This window comes from Micromonospora citrea (assembly GCF_049629545.1).
Taxonomy (GTDB): Bacteria; Actinomycetota; Actinomycetes; order Mycobacteriales; family Micromonosporaceae; genus Micromonospora; species Micromonospora citrea_A.
Genome location: NZ_JBNADX010000018.1, coordinates 39,034 through 60,039, shown reverse-complemented (window position 1 = coordinate 60,039; position 21,006 = coordinate 39,034). Strand labels below are relative to the sequence as shown.

Annotated in this window: 17 protein-coding genes; 1 reads left to right on the top strand and 16 read right to left on the bottom strand. The window is 75.0% G+C overall.

Translation table 11 applies throughout. The features are described 5' to 3' along the window. Nucleotides 1-23: 23 nt before the first annotated feature. From ACPFP2_RS19715 to ACPFP2_RS19660, 12 genes are all read right to left on the bottom strand, one after another. Nucleotides 24-851, bottom strand: a complete 828-nt coding sequence (locus ACPFP2_RS19715) for a phosphatase PAP2 family protein (RefSeq protein WP_424090641.1) — start codon at nucleotides 849-851, stop codon at nucleotides 24-26. Nucleotides 852-1,179: 328 nt separating this feature from the next. Further along, complete coding sequence (locus ACPFP2_RS19710; RefSeq protein ID WP_424090640.1) at nucleotides 1,180-2,424, bottom strand: hypothetical protein; 1,245 nt, start codon at nucleotides 2,422-2,424, stop codon at nucleotides 1,180-1,182. A gap of 99 nt (nucleotides 2,425-2,523) precedes the next feature. Next, on the bottom strand, nucleotides 2,524-3,975 hold the full coding sequence (locus tag ACPFP2_RS19705; protein WP_424090639.1) for a family 16 glycosylhydrolase: 1,452 nt from the start codon (nucleotides 3,973-3,975) through the stop codon (nucleotides 2,524-2,526). 154 nt (nucleotides 3,976-4,129) lie between these two features. Continuing rightward, nucleotides 4,130-4,972, bottom strand: a complete 843-nt coding sequence (locus tag ACPFP2_RS19700) for a shikimate dehydrogenase (RefSeq protein WP_424090638.1) — start codon at nucleotides 4,970-4,972, stop codon at nucleotides 4,130-4,132. Between the two features lie 110 nt (nucleotides 4,973-5,082). Then, nucleotides 5,083-6,279, bottom strand: coding sequence for an endolytic transglycosylase MltG (mltG, locus tag ACPFP2_RS19695; RefSeq protein ID WP_424090637.1), 1,197 nt, complete (start codon nucleotides 6,277-6,279; stop codon nucleotides 5,083-5,085). Continuing rightward, nucleotides 6,276-6,737, bottom strand: coding sequence for a Holliday junction resolvase RuvX (gene ruvX, locus ACPFP2_RS19690; RefSeq protein WP_424090636.1), 462 nt, complete (start codon nucleotides 6,735-6,737; stop codon nucleotides 6,276-6,278). The genes mltG and ruvX overlap by 4 nt, the downstream gene beginning before the upstream one ends. Nucleotides 6,738-6,809: 72 nt before the next feature. After that, on the bottom strand, nucleotides 6,810-9,488 hold the full coding sequence (alaS, locus tag ACPFP2_RS19685) for an alanine--tRNA ligase (RefSeq protein WP_424090635.1): 2,679 nt from the start codon (nucleotides 9,486-9,488) through the stop codon (nucleotides 6,810-6,812). Beyond that, nucleotides 9,485-9,790, bottom strand: coding sequence for a hypothetical protein (locus ACPFP2_RS19680; RefSeq protein ID WP_088978457.1), 306 nt, complete (start codon nucleotides 9,788-9,790; stop codon nucleotides 9,485-9,487). Before ACPFP2_RS19680 ends, alaS begins: the two co-directional genes overlap by 4 nt. A 25-nt stretch (nucleotides 9,791-9,815) precedes the next feature. Next, nucleotides 9,816-10,277, bottom strand: coding sequence for a DUF948 domain-containing protein (locus ACPFP2_RS19675; protein WP_424090634.1), 462 nt, complete (start codon nucleotides 10,275-10,277; stop codon nucleotides 9,816-9,818). A 153-nt stretch (nucleotides 10,278-10,430) separates the two neighbouring features. After that, nucleotides 10,431-11,054 carry a hypothetical protein gene (locus tag ACPFP2_RS19670; RefSeq protein ID WP_424090708.1) on the bottom strand — a complete coding sequence of 208 codons (624 nt, stop codon included), beginning with the start codon at nucleotides 11,052-11,054 and terminating at the stop codon, nucleotides 10,431-10,433. A gap of 2,456 nt (nucleotides 11,055-13,510) precedes the next feature. Beyond that, nucleotides 13,511-15,013 carry a replication-associated recombination protein A gene (locus tag ACPFP2_RS19665; protein ID WP_424090633.1) on the bottom strand — a complete coding sequence of 501 codons (1,503 nt, stop codon included), beginning with the start codon at nucleotides 15,011-15,013 and terminating at the stop codon, nucleotides 13,511-13,513. Nucleotides 15,014-15,088: 75 nt separating this feature from the next. Beyond that, a complete protein-coding gene (locus tag ACPFP2_RS19660; protein ID WP_088978454.1) occupies nucleotides 15,089-15,301 on the bottom strand; it encodes a hypothetical protein in 213 nt (70 codons plus the stop codon). 117 nt (nucleotides 15,302-15,418) lie between these two features. Between ACPFP2_RS19660 and ACPFP2_RS19655 the strand changes: the two genes are divergently transcribed. Then, nucleotides 15,419-16,159, top strand: coding sequence for a GNAT family N-acetyltransferase (locus tag ACPFP2_RS19655; protein ID WP_424090632.1), 741 nt, complete (start codon nucleotides 15,419-15,421; stop codon nucleotides 16,157-16,159). A 27-nt stretch (nucleotides 16,160-16,186) separates the two neighbouring features. Here ACPFP2_RS19655 and ACPFP2_RS19650 read toward each other — a convergent pair whose 3' ends face one another. The 4 genes from ACPFP2_RS19650 to aspS form a co-directional block, all read right to left on the bottom strand. Beyond that, entirely contained in the window at nucleotides 16,187-17,527 is a 1,341-nt protein-coding gene (locus tag ACPFP2_RS19650; RefSeq protein WP_424090631.1) for an MFS transporter, read from the bottom strand. Further along, nucleotides 17,524-18,117 (bottom strand): helix-turn-helix domain-containing protein, encoded by a 594-nt coding sequence (locus ACPFP2_RS19645; protein ID WP_424090630.1) that lies wholly within the window; start codon nucleotides 18,115-18,117, stop codon nucleotides 17,524-17,526. The genes ACPFP2_RS19650 and ACPFP2_RS19645 overlap by 4 nt, the downstream gene beginning before the upstream one ends. 75 nt (nucleotides 18,118-18,192) lie before the next feature. Next, nucleotides 18,193-19,005 (bottom strand): SDR family oxidoreductase, encoded by an 813-nt coding sequence (locus tag ACPFP2_RS19640; RefSeq protein ID WP_424090629.1) that lies wholly within the window; start codon nucleotides 19,003-19,005, stop codon nucleotides 18,193-18,195. Between the two features lie 114 nt (nucleotides 19,006-19,119). Then, entirely contained in the window at nucleotides 19,120-20,925 is a 1,806-nt protein-coding gene (aspS, locus tag ACPFP2_RS19635) for an aspartate--tRNA ligase (RefSeq protein ID WP_424090628.1), read from the bottom strand. Nucleotides 20,926-21,006 lie beyond the last annotated feature (81 nt).

The following is a 21,006-nucleotide window of genomic DNA, read 5'->3' as shown; positions in this document are numbered from 1 at the left end:
TCGCGACGTCGGGCCCGGGGTGTTCAGGTGCCGGCGGTGACGGGTCGCTCCGCCGGCGCGTCCCGCTCGGCCGGTGGCCGGATCCGGCCCTCGGCGACGAGCAGCGTCAGCGCCGTCACCCCGAACAGCAGGACGGCGAAGATCCAGCCACCGATCACGTCGGTGAACCAGTGCTTCTCGGCGTAGACGCGGGTGTAGCCCTCCAGGCTGACCAGCGTCACCACCACCGTCATCAGGGCCACCCGGCCGCCGCGCGGCACGCGCCAGGTCAGCAGGGCCAGCACGACGATGGTGCCGAAGGTCATCATGATCCGGGCGCACCCGCCGGACGGGTAGGTGCCCAGGTCGGTCGGCGGGTGTCCCCGGTCGACCATGGTGGCCAGGATCGCCTGGACGTACTGCTCCACCACGAACTGCAGGGGCAGCACGACCAGCGGGACCCACCAGCGCCGGCGGCGCCACAGCACGGCGAAGACCACGGCCGCGACCACGGTGACCCACTTGAGCGGGTACCGGTCGCCGAGGGCGGTGTAGAAGGAGTTCAGCTCCGCCCACGTGTCGACCCGGCGGGCGTGCACGTAGTCGAAGACCGGATGGTCGACGTGCGGTTCGAGGCGGGCCAGCGCCTCGCCGAGGGGCCAGCAGATCGCCACCACCGCGGCGCAGCCGGCGAGCAGCACGACCAGCGCCGCGCCGACCCGGCCGAACGCGGCGGTGAGCCCGGCGACGGCGACCCGCAGGCGGTGCGCCGTCCGCCCGGCGCGGACGGTGGGCACCCGCCGGGCGAGCGCCGGCACGAGCACGACGGGCAGCAGCACCGCCAGCGCCCCGAGCGCGTAGATGAGGATCACCGGCGGTCACCGCCGCCGGGCGGGCCGGCGCACGCGCCGACGTCCGTCCGCCGGGCGGCCCCTCGCCCGGCGATGTGTGCCGATGTCATCGGTCTCCCTGCCATGCCGGCCGCGACGGCCGGACCTCCCCACGCCCCGGAGCCCGGCGACGCCCCCACGCCGTCCGGACAGCACCGACCACGCCCGCCCCCGGCGGATGCTGGTCGAGTGGTGCCACACTAGTGGACCGCGCCGGGCGAACGGTAGCGACGATGTCGCCCCTGCGGCCTTTCCCCGTATTGCCCGTCGCCGACCGGACAGCGCGTCCCACGCGCGGGACGCAGCGTGCTCACGCCGTCGGCCGGAGCCGCTCGTCGAGCACGTCCAGCAGCGCGGGGTGCAGCTTGCCACTCCAACCGCCGCCGCCCGCCGCCAACTCCGCCGTACGCAGCCACAGCTCGAGCAGGTACGCGTCGGCGACCAACCGGCGTCGGGCCGGGTCGAGGCCGAACGCGTCGCCGTGCCGCCCGAGCACCTCGACCATCTCCGCCGTCGCCCCCGGCACCGGTCGGTCCCGCAACGACAACGCGCTCTGGAACCCCTGGTGGGCGAGGTCGAACCCGACCGGCCGCTGCGGCCCGCCGTTCTCCCAGTCCCAGACGGTCAACCGGCCACGGTGGACGCCCAGGTTCCACGGCACCCAGTCGCCGTGCCAGTGGCCGAACTCCAGCGCGACCGCGCCGTCACGGCGGGCCAGCGCGGCAACCAGGTCGCGGACCGGGCCACCGGCGCGCTGCGCGCGGGCGGCCAGGTCGGCCAGGAAGGGCGAGCCGGCCAGCGGTCGCGGCGCGGCCGGCGGGCCGCCCCGACGTGCCACGGCCAGCATCGCCGCCACCCGGGGCCGCTCGGGCCGCGGCAGCCGCCGGACCCGGGGCGGCATCGGCGCGACCAGGGTCACCGCCAGGTCGGCCCAGCGCAGCTCGCGCTCCAGACGCGGCACGTCGGGGAAGTCACCGCCGTCGCGGGGCAGCTCACGCAGCGCCACGGCCTCCGCCGCCACCATCGCCCGGGTCGCGTCGTTCCACCCGATCTTCGCGTACCCGCGGGGCGCGCCCCGGTCGTCGAAGAGCTGCATCGTCGGCTTGTGGTGCGGGTCGGGCGGCCGGACGCCGATCGCGGCGTGCAGCCGGCGACCGGCCAGCCGGCCCAGGTGCTCGGCCAGCAGCAGCTCCGTCGGGTCGACGCCGTCCGGCACGGCGACGGTGAGCACCGGCATCCGGGCCAGGCCGGTGGCCCCGAGACCGGCCAGCGCCCCCACCACGAGCCGGTTGGCCCGCACCCGGGGCGGCCGCAGCGCGTTGTACGCCAGGGTCGAGGCCGCCCCGACCCGGCGCGAGGCCAGCGGCAGCAGGAACTTCGCCCGCTCGACCGACGGCACCACCGCGTACCGGGCGGCGACCCGGTGGCCGGGCGGCAGCCGGGACGGGCCGGTGGGCAGGCCCAGCCACAGCCTCGGGTCACCGAAGATGGCCCGGCTCACCCAGCCGAGGCCGTCGTCACGACCTCGCGGATCGTCCGCCCGGTGCACCGTCATGCCGTCTCCCGTCCGCCCCTGGACCACGCTGGCGGACACGATAGGGCGCGCGGGCAACCGGCCGGCCGGCGGGCGGCAGCCGGCCCGCCGGCCGGCCGGTCAGCGCTGCCAGACGCGTACGTGGTCGACCCGGAAGTCGGCCGGGAAGCGGGTCGTCGCGTCCGGGTCGCCGAGCCAGCCGCCGACCTGGAAGTTCAACCGCAGGTTGTACGGCTTGTGGAACACCTCGTCGAACCAGGGCGTGGTGCCGCGGTCGCGCTGCCAGACCAGCCTGCCGTCGACGTACCAGCGGATCGCGTCCGGCTCCCACTCGGTGGTGTACGTGTGGAAACCGTCGCCCGGGTGCCCGGTCGGGAAGGCGTAGCGCTGGTCCTGCTTGACGGGGGTGTAGTCGTAGAAGATGCCCAACGTCGCAGCCTGGTACCAGTCCTTGCCGCCGGGCAGCTCGACGACGTCGATCTCCCCCCGGCCGCCGTCCTCGGGACGCAGCCAGAACGCCGGCCACAGTCCCCGCGAGCCGTCCGGCCCGTTGGGCGACTGCGCGCGCACCTCGAAGCGGCCGTACCGGAACGACGTCCGGCCGATGGTGTCCAGGTAGCTCTGTGTGTACTGCCGGGTCTGGGAGCTGCACACCGCGGTCTCCCGCTGGGCCCGCAGGGTGAGCACCCCGCCCGAGACGAACGTGTTGTCCGGATCGTCCACGTTGCACCCGCGGTCGATGTCCCGTCCCTCGTTGTCGCGCAGGTTCCACTTCGACCGGTCCAGCGTCGGACCGTCGAACTCGTCGGACCAGACCAGCCGCCAGCCGGGGACCTGGGTGCCGGGCCGGACGGTCGGCGAGGGCGCGGGCGGGCGCGTGGTCGGCGGCGGCGTCGTACGGCTCGGCGACGGCGTGGGGGCCGAGGTGCGGCTCGGCGAGGGCCGCGGCGCGGCGGTGGTCGTCACGCTCGGCTCCGGGGCGGCGGTGGTCCGGGTCGGCGCGACGTGCCCGCCCCGCTCGTACCGCAGCACCAGGTGCGGTCGCAGCGCCGCCCGGGTGTTCTCCCGCGACGCCCAGTAGATCCGGGTGTTCCAGGTTTCCTGGGCCAGCGCGAAGGCGACCCGGCCGTTGCCGGTGACGGAGGCGGAGACGTCCCACTCGTTGAAGCCGGCGCCGACGCGGTCGACCGCGGCCAGGGCCGGGCCGAGCGCCGGCCGCTGCTCCCAGGCGCCCGGACCGGTGGCGCTGCCCCACGCCTGGTGCGCGTGGACCCGGGAGGTGAACGGCTGCCAGGCGTACACCCGCAGGGTGGCGCGGATCCGGACCGCGTCGGCGGGCAGGCCGCGGACCGCGAACTCGACCAGCGCGTCGCGGCGGCCGTGGCGGTTGCCGTCGCAGAGGCGGGGGCAGCTGGCCAGCGTCGTCTTCACCCCGTTGTCGCCGTCCTGCGGCACCTGGGTGGCGGTGGTGTCGGCGGTCGCGGCGACCACGACCGGGGGCACCTCGGCCGCCACCAGCGGCATCATGGTGGCCACCACACCGGCCACCACACCGGCGCTGAGGACGCTCAACACGACAGCCTTGCGGCGACGACCGAGGTGGGACGCCGCGCGGTGCAGTCCGTGCCTACTCAAAGGACACTCCCCGTGTCGGAGACGGTTACCCGCAGCAGCGTATCGACGGGCGCCGGCCGTCGTCCGTCGTACATTCGGGTGTCGGCAGGAATTAACCTCGCCCTAATGAAGCCGGACGGCGGTGCCCGGCCACCGCACGGGCCATCGCCGCGCGGGGCGCCGGCACGCCGGTGAAGTGCTCGAACTGGCCGACCGCCTGGGCCAGCAGCAGGTCCAGCCCGGAGACCACCCGGCAGCCGGCCGCCGACGCCGAGGCGGCCAGCGGGGTGGGCCACGGGTCGTAGAGGGCGTCGAAGAGCACCGTCGAGGGCCGCCAGCGCACCTCGGCGGCGAGCGGGTCGGCGACGCCCTTCGGCACGGTGGCGACGACGACGTCGGCGGTCGCGGCCCGCGCGGCGGCGTCCGTCCAACCCGCGCCGGTGAGCGGGATCCCGAGCGCCTCGGCCACCGGCCGCAGCTCGTCGATCGCGGACTCCCGCCGGGCCACCACGGTCACCCCGGACGCGGCGAGCCGGGCCGCCGCCGCCAGCGCCGCCCGGGCGGTGCCGCCGGCACCGAGCACGGTGACCGTCGCGCCGGTCGACACCCCGGCCGTGGTGAGCACCTCGACCATGCCGGTGACGTCGGTGTTGTCGGCGTACCAGGTGCCGTCGGGGCGGCGTACCAGCGTGTTGGCGGCGCCGGCGGCGGCCGCGACCGGCGACACCTCGTCGGCCAGCGCGAGCGCCGCCTCCTTGCCCGGCATGGTGACCGACAGCCCGGCCCACTCCGGGCCCAGGCCGGCGACCAGGGCCGGAAGTTCCTCGGCCCCGCACTCGATGCGGGTGTACGACCACCCGGCGAGCCCGGCGGCGGCGTAGCCGGCCTGGTGGATCACCGGGGAGAGGGAGTGCGCGATGGGTCGGCCGACCACCGCCGCCCTGCGTCCCGTCACGTCGCTCCCCTTTCGCGCAGCGGAACCCTAGCAACCGGGGGCGGTTCCCGGCCGACGACACGGCAACTCCGGTGGTGGCCGAGCGCCACCACCGGAGCCGGAGTGTCAGGTCAGATGATGCCGGCCTCGCGGGCCTTGGCCTCGTTGCGCTTCTGCTCCTCGTACGTCTCGGCGAACGCGGAGTGCCCCTCCTTGTCGATGGCGACGAAGAAGAGCCAGCCGCCCTTGGGCGGGTTCGCCGCCCCCGCCAGCGCGTCCTTGCCCGGGTTGTTGATCGGGGTGGGCAGCATGCCGCGCAGCTTGCGGTTGTACGGGTTCTTCGGGTTGTCCATCTCCGCCGGCCCCATCTCCTTGGAGCTGAGCGTCTTCTTGCCGATCAACTCGTAGTAGTAGTTGACCGTGACGTCCATCTCCAGGCACCCGCAGGGGAAGTTGCCCTTGTACACCCGGTTGTAGGCCACCCGGGCGACCTTGCCGAGGTCGTCCTTGTTGCCGGCCTCCGCCTGGGACAGCGACGCCACGATCAGCGCCTCGTACGGCGACACCCCGCCCAGGCCGCCCTCGACCGTCTCGGCGAACTTCATCTCGCCGGTGACGGTGAGGAAGGTGCCGACCATGTCCTTGAGGATCGACTCGGCGGTCGCGTTCGGCGCGATCTCGTAGGTGTCCGGGTAGAGGAAGCCCTCGATCGACTTGGTGACCTTCTTGCCGTCCTTGCGGACGAACCACCACTCGGGGACGCCGAGCGCCTCCGGGTCCTTCGCCGCGGCCTCGAACTCCTTGACCGGGATCTTCGTCTTCTCGGAGAGCAGCTTGTAGGTGTTCTTGGCGGTGCGCCCCTCCGGGATCGTCACCTGGTTGGTGACCTTGTTCTTCCGGTCGAGCAGCATGGTGAGCGCGCTCTCCGCGCTCATCTGCTTGCGCACCTTGTAGAGGCCGGGCTGGATGTTCTTGCTGAGCGCGTTCTCCTCGGCCGCCTCGATGAAGGCCTTGGTGCTCTTCACCACGTCGGCGGCGACCAGCGTGTCGCCGATGTCGGCGATCAGGGCGCCCTGCTTCACCTCGACCAGCGCCTCACCGGTCCCGGCGCCGTCGTAGTCGGGGGTGACGAAGTAGTTCTGGATCCGGTCGAAGCCGTAGAAGGCGCCACCACCGATGCCGCCCAGCAGCACCAGCGCCATCAGCAGGGCGAAGATGGTCTTGCCCTGCCCGCCGGACTTGCCGTCGCGCTTGCGGAAGCCGCGTCGGTGCCGCCCCTTCTCCCCCCTCTCCGGCTCGTCGAACCCGAGGTCCAGATCGTCGATCATTCCGTCCGCCTCCGCTGCGCGTCTAGCCAGCTCTGCAGGATCTCGACCGCGGCGGCCTGGTCGACCACCGCGCGTTGGCGCTTTCCCCGGACGCCCCGCTCCGCCAGCCTACGAGACGCCACGACGGTCGACATCCTCTCGTCGGTGAGCGTCACCGAAACCGGCGCTATTACATCAGCCAAACGGGTCGCGTACGCCGTCACGTGCTGCGCCGCCGGGCCGAGCTTACCCGCGAGATTGACCGGAAGGCCGACGACGACCTCGACGGCCTCGTGTTCCGTGACGAGGTGCGCCAGTTCCGTCATGTCGCTGGGCACCGCGTCCGGCTCCGCGGTCAGGTCACGACTGAGGGTGACCAGCGGGGTGGCCAGGATGCCGTGCGGGTCGGAGCGCGACACCCCGACCCGGACCTGCCCGACGTCCACGCCCAGCCGGACACCTCGGGACATCTCACCCACAGCGGGTCACTCCTCGGGAAGAACGAGCCAGGGCGGACCGATCCGGCCCGCCCTGGCTCACGAACTGCGACATCACGCCTCGGCGATCGCCTGCTCGACGGTGGCCAGCAGCTTCGGCGCCTCGGCGGCCGGCAGGCCGCCGCCCTGGGCCAGGTCCGGGCTGCCGCCGCCACGACCGGAGAAGGCCGCCTTCACCAGGTCGTTCGCGGCCAGGCCCCGGCTGCGGGCCGCGGCGTTGACCGCCACCACCAGCGACGCCTTGCCGCCTCCCCGGGCCGCCACCGCGACCACCGCCGGCCGCGCCGGGTCGATCCTGCCGCGAATCTCCTGCGCCAGGGTCCGCACGTCGTTGCCGGCCGCGCCCTCCGGGGCCTCGGTGCCGACGTACGCCACACCCCGGACGTCCTTCGCCTGCCCGGCCAGCGCCGCCGCCCCACCCAGCACCAGCTGGGCGCGGAGCTTCTCCAGCTCCTTCTCGGCGTCGCGCAGCTGGGTCACGGTCTGCTCGACCCGGTCGGCGACCTGGTCACCCGGCACCCGGAACAGCTCCGCCAGCCGGGACACCAGCAGGTGCTCCCGGGCCAGGAAGCCGAACGCGTCCATGCCGACCAGCGCCTCGATGCGCCGTACGCCCGAACCCACCGACGCCTCGGAGAGGATCTTGACCAGGCCGAGCTGGGCCGAGCGGGCCACGTGGGTGCCGCCGCACAGCTCCCGGGCGTAGTCGCCGACCTCGACGACCCGGACCCGCTCGCCGTACTTCTCCCCGAACAGCGCCATCGCGCCGATCCGGCGGGCCTCCTCCTGGGTGGTGATGAAGGCGTGCACCTCCAGGTCCGCCAGGAGCACCTCGTTGACCTGCTGCTCCACGTCGTGCAGCACGCTGGGCGCCACCCCCGTCGGGGTGTTGAAGTCGAACCGCAGCCGGCCCGGCGCGTTCAGCGAACCCGCCTGGGTCGCCGACTCGCCCAGGAAGTTGCGCATCGTCTGGTGCACCAGGTGGGTGGCGGTGTGCGACCGGGAGATCGCCCGACGCCGGGTCACGTCGATCTCGGCGTAGCCGGTCTCACCGGCGCGCACCTCGCCCCGGACGACCTTGGCCCGGTGCACGATCAGACCCGGCACCGGCTGCTGCACGTCGAAGACCTCGACCTGGCCGCCGCCCACGGTGATCAGACCCTGGTCGGGCTGCTGGCCACCGCCCTCGGCATAGAACGGGGTGGTGTCCAGGACCAGCTCGACGGTGTCGCCCTCGACCGCCGCGCCGACCGCCGCGCCCCCGGCGAGCAGCGCGCGGACCCGGGACTCCCGGTTCAGCTCGGTGTAGCCGGTGAACTCGACCGCGCCGCCGTCGTCCAGCACCGACCGGTACGCCGACACGTCGGTGTGCCCGGTCTTGCGGGCCTGCGCGTCGGCCTTGGCCCGGTTGCGCTGGTCGGCCATCAGCCGGCGGAAACCCTCGGCGTCGACCTGGAGCCCCTGCTCGGCCGCGATCTCCAGGGTCAGGTCGATCGGGAAGCCGTAGGTGTCGTGCAGCTGGAACGCCTTGTCGCCGGAGAGCGCCGGCTTCCCGGCCGACTTGGTCTCGGCGATCGCGGTGTCCAGGATCGTCGTCCCGGCGCGCAGCGTCGCCAGGAAGGCGTCCTCCTCGGCGTACGCGTACTGCGAGATCCGGTCGAACTCCTCGGCCAGCTCCGGGTACGACGGGGACATGCAGTCGCGCGCCACCGGCAGCAGCTCGGGCAGCGCCCGGTCCTGCCAGCCCAGCAGGCGCACCGCCCGGATGGCGCGGCGCATGATCCGACGCAGCACGTAGCCGCGCCCCTCGTTGCCCGGGGTCACCCCGTCGCCGATCAGCATCAGCGCGGTCCGGACGTGATCGGCGACCACCCGCAGCTTGACGTCGTCCGGGTGCGACTCGCTGGCCACGTGACCGGACCGCGCGCCGTACCGCTTGCCGGTCAGCTCCGCCGCCCGGTCCAGGATCGGCCGGACCTCGTCGATCTCGTAGAGGTTGTCGACGCCCTGCAGGATGGAGGCCATCCGCTCCAGGCCCATGCCGGTGTCGATGTTCTTCGCCGGCAGGTCGCCAAGGATCGGGAAGTTCTCCTTGCCGGTGCCCGGGCCCCGCTCGTACTGCATGAAGACGAGGTTCCAGAACTCCATGTAGCGGTCCTCGTCGACCGACGGGCCGCCCTCGCGGCCGTACTCCGGGCCGCGGTCGTAGAACAGCTCGGAGCACGGGCCGCACGGGCCGGGGATGCCCATCGACCAGAAGTTGTCCGCCTTGCCCCGGCGGACGATCCGCTCGGACGGCACGCCGACCGACCGCCAGATCTGGAACGCCTCGTCGTCGTCCAGGTAGACCGTCGGCCAGATCCGCTCCGGGTCCAGCCCGAAACCGCCGGACTCCGCCGGCTTGGTGACCAGGTCCCAGGCGAGCGGGATCGCCCCCTCCTTGAAGTAGTCACCGAAGGAGAAGTTGCCGTTCATCTGGAAGAACGTGCCGTGCCGGCTGGTCTTGCCGACCTCGTCGATGTCCGGCGTGCGAATGCACTTCTGGACGCTGACCGCGCGGGTGTACGGCGGGCTCTGCTGGCCCAGGAAGTAGGGGACGAACTGCACCATGCCGGCGTTGACGAACAGCAGGTTCGGGTCGCTGATGGCGGGCAGCGGAGCGGACGGCACCACGGCGTGGCCGTTCGCCTCGAAGTGGGCGAGGTACCGCCGCTTGATCTCCGCCGTCTTCATCGCTGGTGTTCCTCCGGAAAGATCTCTCGGTCACCGATGCGCGGGTCCTCCCGCAGCTCGGCGAACTGGTCGTCGAACGCCTCACCGCGGGCGAACGCCTCGTGGATCTCCTGCTCGCGCTCGGCCATTCCGATCCGGACGTCCTCCACGAAGCCCCGCAGCGACTCGACCAGGCTGCCGGCCGACTGCGACAGCCCGCCCGCGATGCCGGCCGGGGTGTACGCCTGCGCGGTGCGGGTCGCCTTGCGGACCACCACCACGCCGACGGCCAGCCCGATGCCCAGCCAGAACAGTCGTCTCATGCTCTCATCCTCCCGCGCGGCCGGATCAGCGGTTGCCGCGCTTGGCGGCGCGACGCTGCTGCTTGATGGTGTCGCGCACCTCGCGCTCGGTCTCGGCGTGCCGGCGGGCCGAGGCGGCTCGACGCACGCCGTACCCGAAGGCGGCGACCTTGACCAGCGGGTTGGCCGCGGCGGCGGAGACGACGGTGGCGAGGTTCGCCACGTTGGCGGTGACGTTCTGCGCGTGGGTGGTCATCGTGTCGACCTTGGCGAGCTGGAGGTTCACCCCGTCCAGCGAGGTCTGCACCTGCTCCAGGGCGGTGTTCACGTTCTTCACGGTGGTGTTGACGTCGCCCAGCAGCGGCGTGGTCTGCTCGTTGAGGTCGTTGATCATCCGAGTCGTGGCATCCACGGTGTGCCGCAGCCGCAGGATCGGCACCGCCAGCACGAGCACCAGCATCAGGAACGCGCCGGCCGCGATCAGCGCAGCGATCTGTCCACCATCCACGCGCATGTCCTCCTCACGCAGGCGTCCCGGGACCCTCTGCCCCAAAACGCGCGACCCACCTGCCCACACCGGCACCCGCCGACCCACCCACGGTCGAACGGGCGCGGGCGGGCCCGCCAGCCCCAGACCCTACCGTCCGTGATGGAAACCGGCTCAGGACGGTGAGGGTGTCAGTTCGCCGAGCGGGTCGTCGGAGACGGTCGGGAACGGGTCCTCGCCGGTCAGCGACGGATCCGTGCTCGGCTGCGGCCGGGTCCGCTCGTCGTCGATCGCGTTGCGCACCTTCACCGACACCAACGATCCGGCGCACTCCCCCGGCGCGGCCGACGCCGCCGGGGACGGCGGGACCGCCGGCTCCCCGTCGACCGGCGGCGGCACGCAGGTCGGCTCGCGGACCCACAGGTCGAGGGTGAGTTCGTCGCGCCGCCAGCAGGTGTAGCTGCCCTTGGCCGGTTGCTCCGGGCAGGGGCTCACCTTCCAGGGCTCCCAGCCGTCCTCGCGCAGGGCCGTCTCGTAGACCCGGGCGGTCTCCTCGGGCGCCCGCTCCGACTCGACGGTGCGTTCCCGCAGCCGGCAGTCCTGCAGGCACCACCGGCTGCCGCTGACGTTGTCGACCGTCTCCACCGCCGCCCAGCTCGGCACGTCCAGCGCGTCGAGGGTGTCGAAGACCGGGTCGCGGCTGAGCGTACGGATGCCGAAGTAGAGCGGGAGCGCGCCGAGCAGCACCACGCTGACCAGGATCAGGACGCCGAGCCGCAGGCGACGCCGCTCACGCATCTGGCGGCGCAGTTCGGAGCGGGCGCCGCGCAGTCCGCCGGACGTGGTCTCGCCGGGCTGCTCCTCGTCGGCGGCCCGGCGCAGCGGCGGGCCGCTCACCGGCTCCACCGGCCCGGCTCCGGCCGGTGGCACCGAGGCAGCCGCCCGGGCCGCGACCACCGGCTGCTCCGGCCGGGACGGCGGTGGGACGGACGCGGCCCCGGTGGCGTCCGGTCGGTCCGGCTGCCGCTGCGGCGGCGTGGCCCGGCCGGGGTGCTCGTCGGGGCGGGCGATCGGCGCGGCGGCCCGGGCGGCAACCGGCTGTCCGGGCCCGCCGGGACGCGGTCCGGACTGCGGTGGCGGGCCGTCCCGACGCGGGGCCTCGGCCGGCGCGGGTGGACGGGCCGCCCCCGTGGCCGGTCCCTCCGGGCGGGCCGCGCCGCGGGCGGTCGCGCCGGGGCGCGGGACAGCGGTCGTGCCGGGCTCGCCGGGTCGCCCGCCCGGGACCGGGGCGGGACCGCCGGGTCGCGCGGCGGGGCCCTGCGCCGGGCCACCGGGGCGGCGGCCGGGTCCCTGCTCGGGCGTCGGCTCGGCAGCGCCGGGGCGGCGGCCGGGTCCGGCCGGCCGACCGGCCTGGGTCGGGGTGGGACCGCCGGGACGCGCGCCCGGCGGGGCGGCGACACCGGCGCGAGCGCCGGGGACCTGACCGCTCGGAGCCGGGGTCCCCGGCCGGGGGCCGGCGTCGGGTCCGTCGGCCCGGGCGCCGTGCGGCGGCCGGGGGGCGTCGGGGCGCGGACCGCCGCCGTCGGGGCGCGCGGCGCGGCCGGTGTCCGGGGCGGGTGCCGGAGGAACCGGGCGGGCCGCCGCGCGGGCCGGGCCGGGCGGGGCCTCACGCGGCGGGGCGGGCGGCGGGCCGCCGGGGCGGGCCCGACCGGCCGGAGCGGGGCCGGTACGTCGGCCCGTCGCGTCCGGGCCCGGCGGGACGGTGGGCCCGGAGGGCGCGGACCGGTCGACGACCGGGAGCGCGGGGTCGGTGTGCGAGGTGCGGCCGGCCTGACGGAGCCAGTCCGCCGGCCGGTCCGGCCGGTCGGGGCGGGCCTTGCCGCCGGGCGGGGTGGCCCGGCGGGGCCCGCCCGGCTGGTCGCCGTCGGCGCGCTGGCCGTGCCGTGCCTGCGGGTCGGGACCGGTGGGGCCGGGACGGACGACGCCGGGCCCGGCCGGCGGAACCGGTGGGGCGTTGCCGCTGACCGGCACCACGGGCTGGTCCGGTTCGGCGGCGCGGCGGCGGCCGGCGGGACGGCCCGGGGCGGCGGGACCGCCGGTGCGGCCGCCGGCGGTGTCGGCAGGCGCCGGCGCGGCCGTGCCACGCCGGCCGGATGCGGTACGCGCCTCGGGGACCGCCTGGTCGGGACGCGGCCCGCCCACGGGAGGTGCGGCGGGGCCGGGGCGCGGGACACCACTGACCGGCCGCGGAGCACCGCTGACCGGGTTCGGGTACGCCGGCTCGGCGGGGGCGGCGGGGCCGCCGCGCCGGGGCTCGGCACCCTCGGCGGGACCGGGTCCGCTCTCCCGACCGGCGGGCGCGGGACGGCGTCCCGGCCGGCCGGGCTGGCCCTGCGAGGGGCCGTCCCAGCCGGGCCTGACGCCGGGTCCGGGCTGCGTGACGCGGGCCGCCCCGGGGCCGGAGACGGGAGCGGCCGGCCCGTCGGGGCGGGGGCCGCCCTGCGGACGGTCGGGGCCACGATGACCGGGGCGCACGGCCGCGGCCGTGCCCGGCCACGGGCCCTCGCCGGGCCGGGGACGCTGCTCCGGTGCGGCCGGCCAGCCCTCGCGCACGGGTGGGGACGCCTGCGGGCCGGCGGGCCGTCCGGGCGCGTCCGGCCGGGCCTGACGGGGCATCTCGGGGCCGGGGCCACCGGCGGGGCCGGGCCGGACGGGCGGGCCGTCCGGGCGGGCCGCTCCCGGGCGCACGGCGCCGGGGACCTCGGCGCGCGGACCCGCCTGACCCGGACGCACACCGGGCGGCGGAGCCTCGGGACGGGGACCCGACTGACCCGGACGCAGTACCGGCCGTGCAGCATCGGGACGGGGACCCGACTGACCCGGACGCAGCACGGGCCGTGCAGCATCGGGACGGGGACCCGACTGACCCGGACGCACACCAGGCGGCGCAGCCTCCGGACGCGGACCCCCCTGACCCGGACGCAGCACGGGCGGCGCAGCCTCCGGACGCGGACCGGCGGGCGTCGGACCACGGCCGGCGGGCGGCGGCGGGACCGGGCGGGGCGACTCGCCGTCCGGCCCCAGTTCGGTGCGCTGCTGCTTGGCGGTACGCAGGTCGTCGATCCAGCCGAACTCCTCGCCGGCCGGCTCCTCGGGAGCCTCCTCGGCTCGGCCCCGGCCCCAGCGCCGTCCCTTGGCGCGAGGGTCGCGCCGCTCGTCGGGACCGTCCTGCGGTCGCTCCCCACCACGCGATGTCACTGCTGACCCTCCTCGGCGGCGTGCACGCCGCCCTCATCCGCCCCACCGGCGTGCCCCGTGCCCGACGGGTGACGGCCGTTCACCGCCACCGGCGCCGGTCCCTCGGGACGCGACGCCGGGGCGGGCAGCCCTCGGACGATCCGGCGCAGCAGGGGCAGGCGGGCGGCCACCGACCGCTCCACGCCGTGCCCGCTGGGCCGGTAGTAGTCGGTCCCGACGAGATCGTCGGGAGCGTACTGCTGGGTGACCACCCCGCGCTGGTCGTCGTGCGGGTAGCGGTACCCCGTGCCGTGCCCCAGGCCGCGCGCGCCGGCGTAGTGCGCGTCGCGCAGCCCGCGCGGCACCGGGCCGCCCCGGCCGGCCCGCACGTCGGCGATCGCCGCGCCGATCGCGCTGGTGGCCGAGTTGGACTTCGGGGCGGTGGCCAGGTGGATCACCGCCTGGGCCAGGTTGAGCTGGGCCTCCGGCAGGCCGACGTACTCGACGGCGTGGGCGGCGGCGGTGGCCACGCCCAGCGCGGTCGGGTCGGCCATGCCGACGTCCTCGCTGGCGAAGATCACCAGCCGGCGGGCGATGAACCGGGCGTCCTCCCCGGCCACCAGCATCCGGGCCAGCCAGTGCAGCGCGGCGTCCACGTCCGAGCCGCGCATGCTCTTGATGAACGCGCTGGTCACGTCGTAGTGGGCGTCGCCGTCGCGGTCGTAGCGCACGGCGGCCACGTCGACCGCCTGCTCCGCGGTGGCCAGGTCGATCCGCCCGGTGCCCAGCGCCGTCGCCGAGGCCGCCGCGGCCTCCAGCGCGGTCAGCGCCTTGCGCACGTCGCCGCCGGCGAGGCGTACCAGATGCTCCTCCGCCTCGGTTTCCAGGGTGAGCGCGCCGGCGAGGCCGCGCTCGTCGGCGACCGCGCGGCGCAGCAGGCCGCGCACGGCCGCGTCGTCGAGCGGTTGGAGGGTGAGCAGCACGCACCGCGACAGCAGCGGAGAGATGACCGAGAAGTACGGGTTCTCGGTGGTCGCCGCGAGCAGCGTGACCGTCCGGTCCTCCACCGCGGCCAGCAGCGAGTCCTGCTGGGTCTTGCTGAACCGGTGCACCTCGTCGATGAAGAGCACGGTCTGCGGGCCGCCCGCGCGGCGCTGCCGGCGGGCCGTGTCGATGACGGCCCGGACATCCTTGACGCCGGCGTTGAGGGCCGACATGGCGACGAACCGGCGGTCGGTGGCCCCGGCCACCAGGTGCGCGATGGTGGTCTTGCCGCTGCCCGGCGGGCCCCAGAGGATGACCGACATTCCGGCGCCGCCGCCGACCAGTTGGCGCAGCGGCGCGCCGGGGGCGAGCAGGTGTTCCTGGCCGACCAGTTCGTCGATGCTCGCCGGACGCATCCGGACGGGCAGGGGCGAATCCTCCCCGACCGTGCTGAAGCCGTCGACGCCACCCGGACCCGCGGGGGCGCTGGGCGCCGCGGCGGGTCCACCGAGGGAGAAGAGGGCGTCGGATTCCATCACGAAGACAGTACCGGGCGCGGTCAGCAACGCCGGAGTCGCGCCGCTGACCGCGCCCGCCCTGATCGCTTGCGGTCAGCCGCGGCCCGGCCGCCGGCCCCGGTACCAGCGGCCGCCGCCACCACCGCGCGGGCCGCTGCCGACCCCGGCGAGGTAGAGCGACAGCAGCAGCAGACCGATCAGTACGAGGGTGTTCCAGTTGAACAGGTCGGGTGCGCCGAAGTTGGTGTTCAGCAGGTCGATCAGGAGCGCGAAGCCGAACACGATGGCCGCGAGGATGGCGAACATGTCAGTGTCCTCCGGTGGGGGTTCCCAGTAGGTCGACCGGGATGTACCCAATCGGTCGACCCGTCAATCTCCACCCTGGACCGGGCAGGTCGGGCGGGCGCGCTCTAGGCTGTTTCCATGATCATCGCCGATCAGGAGCTGGTGGGTCGGGCCGCGCTGCTCGCCGCCGCCGGCCACCACCCGTTCGCCCGGCACGTGATCCGCCCCGGCACCCGACCACACGGCTGGCGGCGGGACGACCTGGTGGCGTGGCTGCTCCCGTCCGGGACCGGCCCGGCGGGCGGAGCCATCGGCGCCTCCGCCGCGGCGGTGGACCTCTTCGCCGTGCTGGTCGCCGAGGGCGCCCTGCACCCCGGGCAGTGGGTGCAGCTGCCCCGGACCGACCCGCAGACGCTGGCGGGACGGTTCACCGTCGCCCGCCTCGACGAGTGGGACTTCCTCTGGACCGACACCCCGCCGCCGCGGCAGGCCGACGAGGAGCGGGTGGTACGCCTCACCGCCGCCGACCACCCGGCGCTGGCGGCGCTGATCGACGAGGCGTTCCCGAGCACCACCTCGCGACCCGGCGATCCGGGGGTCGCCGACTGGTACGGCATCCGCGACGGTGACCGGATCGTCGCCTGCGGCGCCGACCGCAGCCGGGGCGACATCGGGTTCCTCGCCGGCCTGACCGTGGCCCCGGACCGACGCGGCCGGGGGCTCGGGGCGGCCCTGACCGCCGGGATGACCCGCGCCCTCGCCACCCGGTACGACCACGTGGCGCTCGGCGTCTACACCGTCAACGTGGGCGCGATCCGGCTCTACCGGCGGCTCGGCTTCACCGGCGCGCTCGCCCGCAGTTCGGTGCGGCTCGGCTGAGCGACGCGGAAGGGGGCGGCGGCCCGGTCACCCGGTCGCGGTCACCGACGCACGGGGACCGTCCGTCCCGGCCGCCGGCTGCGGGCCGCCCGCCCCGTCCGCCTCGTCGGGCCCCACCGGCTCCGGGCTGCCGGCGCGGCGCCCGGCCCGCCACGCCGGCAGGTAGAGCGGGGCGGCCACGGCCAGCACCACCGCGCCGACCAGCATCGCCGTGCTGACGCCGTTGGTGTCGGCGATCGCGGTGAGCAGCACCGCGCCGAGAGCGAACCCGGGCTGCGCCATCATCGCGTTCAGCGAGATCACGCTGGTCCGGTACGGCCCGTCGACCTGCCGGTGCAGCAGGCCCATGTGCAGCGGGTTCGACGCGCCGTGCACGGCGTAGCAGGCGAGGTAGGCGACCAGCACCCCGACCGGCCCGGCGAACAGTCCCATGCCGACCACGGTCGCGCCCTGCACGACGCGCAGCAGCGCGGCGCTCGCCGCACCTCCGGGCCAGCGCAGCAGCAGCGGGGTGAGCGCGGCACCCGCCGCCCCGGCCAGCCAGGCCGCCGAGTTGGCCGGTCCGAGCAGCGCCGCCGCCCGGTCGGTGTCACCGACCACCTCGGCGAGTCGGACCGGCAGCAGCGACTCGAAGGTCACCATGCCGAAGCCCCAGAACAGCTCCACGGCGACCAGGGCGAGCAGCACCCTCGACCGGCGCAGCAGCCCGACCGCCTGGCCGACCATCCGGGGCGCCTCGACGATCGATGCCCGCAGCGCGCCGAGGCCCTGCGCCGGGCGGCTCTCCACCAGCAGGGTCAGCAGCGCGACCAGGGCCAGCGCCTGGAGCGCGACGGCGACCAGCACGGGCACGGTCAGGGCGCTCACCGGACCGATCGGCCCGAGGGCGACCAGGCCGCCGCTGAGCAGCGCGCCCGCGCTGATGGCCACGCCGATGACGGTGCCCGCGTGTCCGAGGCCGGGCTCGTAGCGGGCGTCCGGGTCGGCGGCGAGGGTGGCATCGACGTACCAGGACTCCAGCGGGCCGCTGTCCAGCGCCCGGAAGACCCCCTGCAACGCCCAGACCACGAAGAAGAGGGCGAACGAGTCGGCGACGGCGAAGAGGACCAGGGAGGCGAGGCCGAGGCTCCAGGCCGTCAGCAGCACCGGCCGGCGCCCCAGCGCGTCGGCGAGCCCGCCGGTGGGCAACTCCAGCGCCAGCACCACCAGCCCCTGGGCGACGGAGACCAGCCCGATCTCCGACAGCGACAGGCCGCGCTCCTGCATCACCAGGATCATCACGGGGATCATCAGGCCGCTGGGCAGCCAGCGCAGACCGTGCAGCAGCAGGAAGCGCCGCCGGACCTGCCGTACGGACAGGGCACTCATCGCCCCTCCAGCAGGGGGTAGGCGGCCAGGAAGATCTGGACCGGCTCGGCGTCGGCGTCGTCGGGGCCGGCCTCGTCGTGGTACCGCTGGAGGACCCGCCACAGCTCGGCCTTGAGCGCCTCCAGCCGGTCGGGCGGGATGGTCATGAAGATGTCGCCCATGCCGAGGGCGTCCCGCCAGGCGGGCGACCAGTCGTGTTGCACGGCGAACCACCGCTCGGCGTGCTCGACCAGCAGCCGCACCTGGTCGCCCTGGATCCACTCGATCGCGGCCCGGGCGTCCGGGTCGTCGTCGAAGTCGGTGGGCTCCCAGTTGGTGACGTCGTGCGCGGCCCGCCACCAGCGCTGTCGCCCGCTCGCCAACTCCGGCGCCTCGGTGACCAGCCCGACCTCGGCGAGCTGGCGCAGGTGGTAGCTGGTGGCGCCGGTGTTGGTGTGCAGCAGGTCGGCCAACCTGGTGGCGGTGGCCGGGCCGTTGACCCGCAGCGCGCCGAGCAGCCGCATCCGCAGCGGGTGCGCCAGCACCCGCACCTGCCGGTGGTCGATCCGCACCTCGCGGGGCGGCCTGCGTGCCGCCGGACGATTCTCCATGGATACACAATATCTGTGCACACTTTCTGTGCACAAGAGTCGTGCACAGAAAGTGTGCATCGGAGGACGACCGCCTCAGGGAGCGAGGATTTCGCGTACGCCGCGCAACCGGGTCCGGAGCAGACCGGCCGCGCGCGACGAGTCCAGGCGCACGTCGGCGGGGCGGACCAGGCCGGTCGCGGCGACGGTGGAGGTCTTCAGCCCGGCCGGGTCCAGCCCGAACCGGCGGGCCACCAGCAGCCCCAGCTCGGCACGGCTGACCGCGTCCGGGCCGGCCACGTTGAGCGGGCCGGCGTAGGGCGAGGCGGCCAGTTCGAGGACGGCGTCGGCCAGGTCGGTCACGTCGACCGGGCAGCGGAACTCGTCGGTGAAGAGGGTGGCCCGACCGGCCAGCGCGTCCCGGCACAGCTGGATCTGCTTGCTCCCCTCCCCCACGATCAGCGAGGTCCGCACCAGCACGGCGCCCGGGTCGACGGCCCGGACGGCGGTCTCCGCCGCCGCCTTCGCCGCCCCGTAGAAGTACACCGGAGTGGGCGGCTCGTCGTCGCGGTAGGGCGTGGGCCGCCCGGCGTGCAGGGCGTCGCTGGACAGGTGCACCAGCCGCGCCCCGACCCCGACGGCCGCGACCGCCACGTGCGCGGCCCCGTCGGCGGTGACCCGCCAGTCGTCGACCCGGTACGGCGTGCCGACCACGACGTCCGGGCGTACGGCGGCGACGAGCCGGCGCACCGCCTCGCGGTCGGTGACGTCGAGCCGGTGCAGCGCCACGCCGGGCAGCGACACCGGGTCGGCGTGCCACGTCCCCACCACCGACCAGCCGGCCGCGACCGCCCGCCGGCACACCTCACCGCCCAGGAACCCACTGGCTCCCACCACGAGCACCGTCATCCCGCCACCCTCCGTCCCACCCCGAGAACGATCACGAGGTCCGCGTCACGCCGACGGGCGAATCATGACGCAGACCTCGTGATGGACGGGGTGGGCGGCGGGCGCCCGGGCGGGTCAGACCGGGTCGGCCACCGGGGCGGCCGGGCCGGCGGTGCCGGCGTGCGCCCCGGTCGGGGCCTTCGGCTTGGCGTCGATGCCGGCCTCGGTGCGCTGCTGGGCGGTGATCGGCGTCGGCGCGCCGGTCAGCGGGTCGAAGCCGCCCCGGGTCTTCGGGAACGCGATCACCTCGCGGATCGAGTCCGCGCCGGCCAGCAGCATGCAGACCCGGTCCCAGCCGAAGGCGATGCCGCCGTGCGGCGGGGCGCCGTACTTGAACGCCTCCAGCAGGAAGCCGAACTTGTCCTGGGCCTCCTCGGGGGTGATGCCCAGCAGGTCGAAGACCCGCTGCTGCACGTCGCCACGGTGGATACGGATGGAACCGCCGCCGATCTCGTTGCCGTTGCAGACGATGTCGTACGCGTAGGCCAGCGCCCGGTCCGGGGCCTCCTCGAACCGGTCCACCCACTCGGCGTTCGGGGAGGTGAACGGGTGGTGCACGGCCGTCCAGCCACCTTCGTCGGTGCGCTCGAACATCGGCGCGTCGACCACCCAGCAGAACGCCCAGGCGCTCTCGTCGATCAGGCCGGCCCGCTTGGCGATCTCGATCCGGGCCGCGCCCAGCAACTCCTGCGCCTCGCGGGTGTTCGTGCCGGCGGCGAAGAAGACCGCGTCGCCCGGCTTGGCGCCGACCGCGTCGGCGAGCCCGCCCAGGTGCTCGGCGGAGAGGTTCTTCGCCACCGGGCCGCGCGCCTCGCCGGTCTCGGCGTCGAGCACCACGTACGCCAGGCCCTTCGCGCCGCGCGCCTTGGCCCAGTCCTGCCAGCCGTCCAGCTCCTTGCGGGTCTGCGCCGCGCCGCCGGGCATGACCACCGCGCCGACGTACCCGCCGGCGTCGATCGCGCCGGCGAAGACCCGGAACTCGGTGCCGCGCAGGTAGTCGGTCAGCTCGGTCAGCTCGACGCCGTAGCGCAGGTCCGGCTTGTCGGAGCCGTACCGGGCCATCGCGTCGTGCCAGGTGATCCGCGGGATCGGCCGGGAGATCTCGTACCCGGCCAGGTCCTTCCAGAGTGCCGAGACGATCGCCTCGCCGAGGTCGATCACGTCGTCCTCGGTGACGAAGGACATCTCGATGTCGAGCTGGGTGAACTCCGGCTGCCGGTCGGCGCGGAAGTCCTCGTCGCGGTAGCAGCGGGCGATCTGGTAGTACCGCTCCATGCCGCCGACCATGAGCAGCTGCTTGAACAGCTGCGGCGACTGCGGCAGGGCGTACCAGCTGCCGGGCTGGAGCCGGACCGGGACCAGGAAGTCGCGGGCGCCCTCCGGGGTGGAACGGGTCAGCGTCGGGGTCTCGATCTCCAGGAAGTCCCGCTCGTGCAGCACGCCCCGGGCGAGCTGGTTGGCCCGCGACCGCAGCCGCATCGCCTTCGCCGGGCCGCCGCGGCGCAGGTCGAGGTAGCGGTACTTGAGCCGGATGTCGTCGCCGGCCTCGACCTGGTCGTCCACCGGCAGCGGCAGCGGCGCGGCCTCGGAGAGCACCTCCAGCTCGCTGGCGGTCACCTCGATCTCGCCGGTGGGCAGCTCGGGGTTGTCGTTGCCCTCGGGACGGCGGGTCACCTCACCGGTCACCTTGACGCAGAACTCGTTGCGCAGCGCGTGCGCGTCCTCCTCGCGGAACACCACCTGGACCACGCCGGAGCCGTCGCGCAGGTCGACGAAGATGACACCGCCGTGGTCGCGCCGGCGGGCCACCCACCCGGCGAGCGTCACCGTGGTGCCGGCGTCCGTCGCGCGCAGGCTGCCGGCGTCATGGGTACGGATCACGACTTGCGTCTCCTCATCTGCGGTCCACGTCTGATCCCCGCATTCTGTCAGGGACGCCCCGGACCGGCTGGCACCGGGCGG

Coding starts and splice junctions, on each gene's coding strand:
- ACPFP2_RS19710 (WP_424090640.1), bottom strand. CDS start 2,424: ATGACGGTGCACCGGGCGGACGATCCGCGAGGTCGTGACGACGGCCTC.
- mltG (WP_424090637.1), bottom strand. CDS start 6,279: ATGATCGACGATCTGGACCTCGGGTTCGACGAGCCGGAGAGGGGGGAG.
- alaS (WP_424090635.1), bottom strand. CDS start 9,488: ATGAAGACGGCGGAGATCAAGCGGCGGTACCTCGCCCACTTCGAGGCG.
- ACPFP2_RS19680 (WP_088978457.1), bottom strand. CDS start 9,790: ATGAGACGACTGTTCTGGCTGGGCATCGGGCTGGCCGTCGGCGTGGTG.
- ACPFP2_RS19670 (WP_424090708.1), bottom strand. CDS start 11,054: ATGCGTGAGCGGCGTCGCCTGCGGCTCGGCGTCCTGATCCTGGTCAGC.
- ACPFP2_RS19665 (WP_424090633.1), bottom strand. CDS start 15,013: ATGGAATCCGACGCCCTCTTCTCCCTCGGTGGACCCGCCGCGGCGCCC.
- ACPFP2_RS19660 (WP_088978454.1), bottom strand. CDS start 15,301: ATGTTCGCCATCCTCGCGGCCATCGTGTTCGGCTTCGCGCTCCTGATC.
- ACPFP2_RS19655 (WP_424090632.1), top strand. CDS start 15,419: ATGATCATCGCCGATCAGGAGCTGGTGGGTCGGGCCGCGCTGCTCGCC.
- ACPFP2_RS19650 (WP_424090631.1), bottom strand. CDS start 17,527: ATGAGTGCCCTGTCCGTACGGCAGGTCCGGCGGCGCTTCCTGCTGCTG.
- ACPFP2_RS19645 (WP_424090630.1), bottom strand. CDS start 18,117: ATGGAGAATCGTCCGGCGGCACGCAGGCCGCCCCGCGAGGTGCGGATC.
- ACPFP2_RS19640 (WP_424090629.1), bottom strand. CDS start 19,005: ATGACGGTGCTCGTGGTGGGAGCCAGTGGGTTCCTGGGCGGTGAGGTG.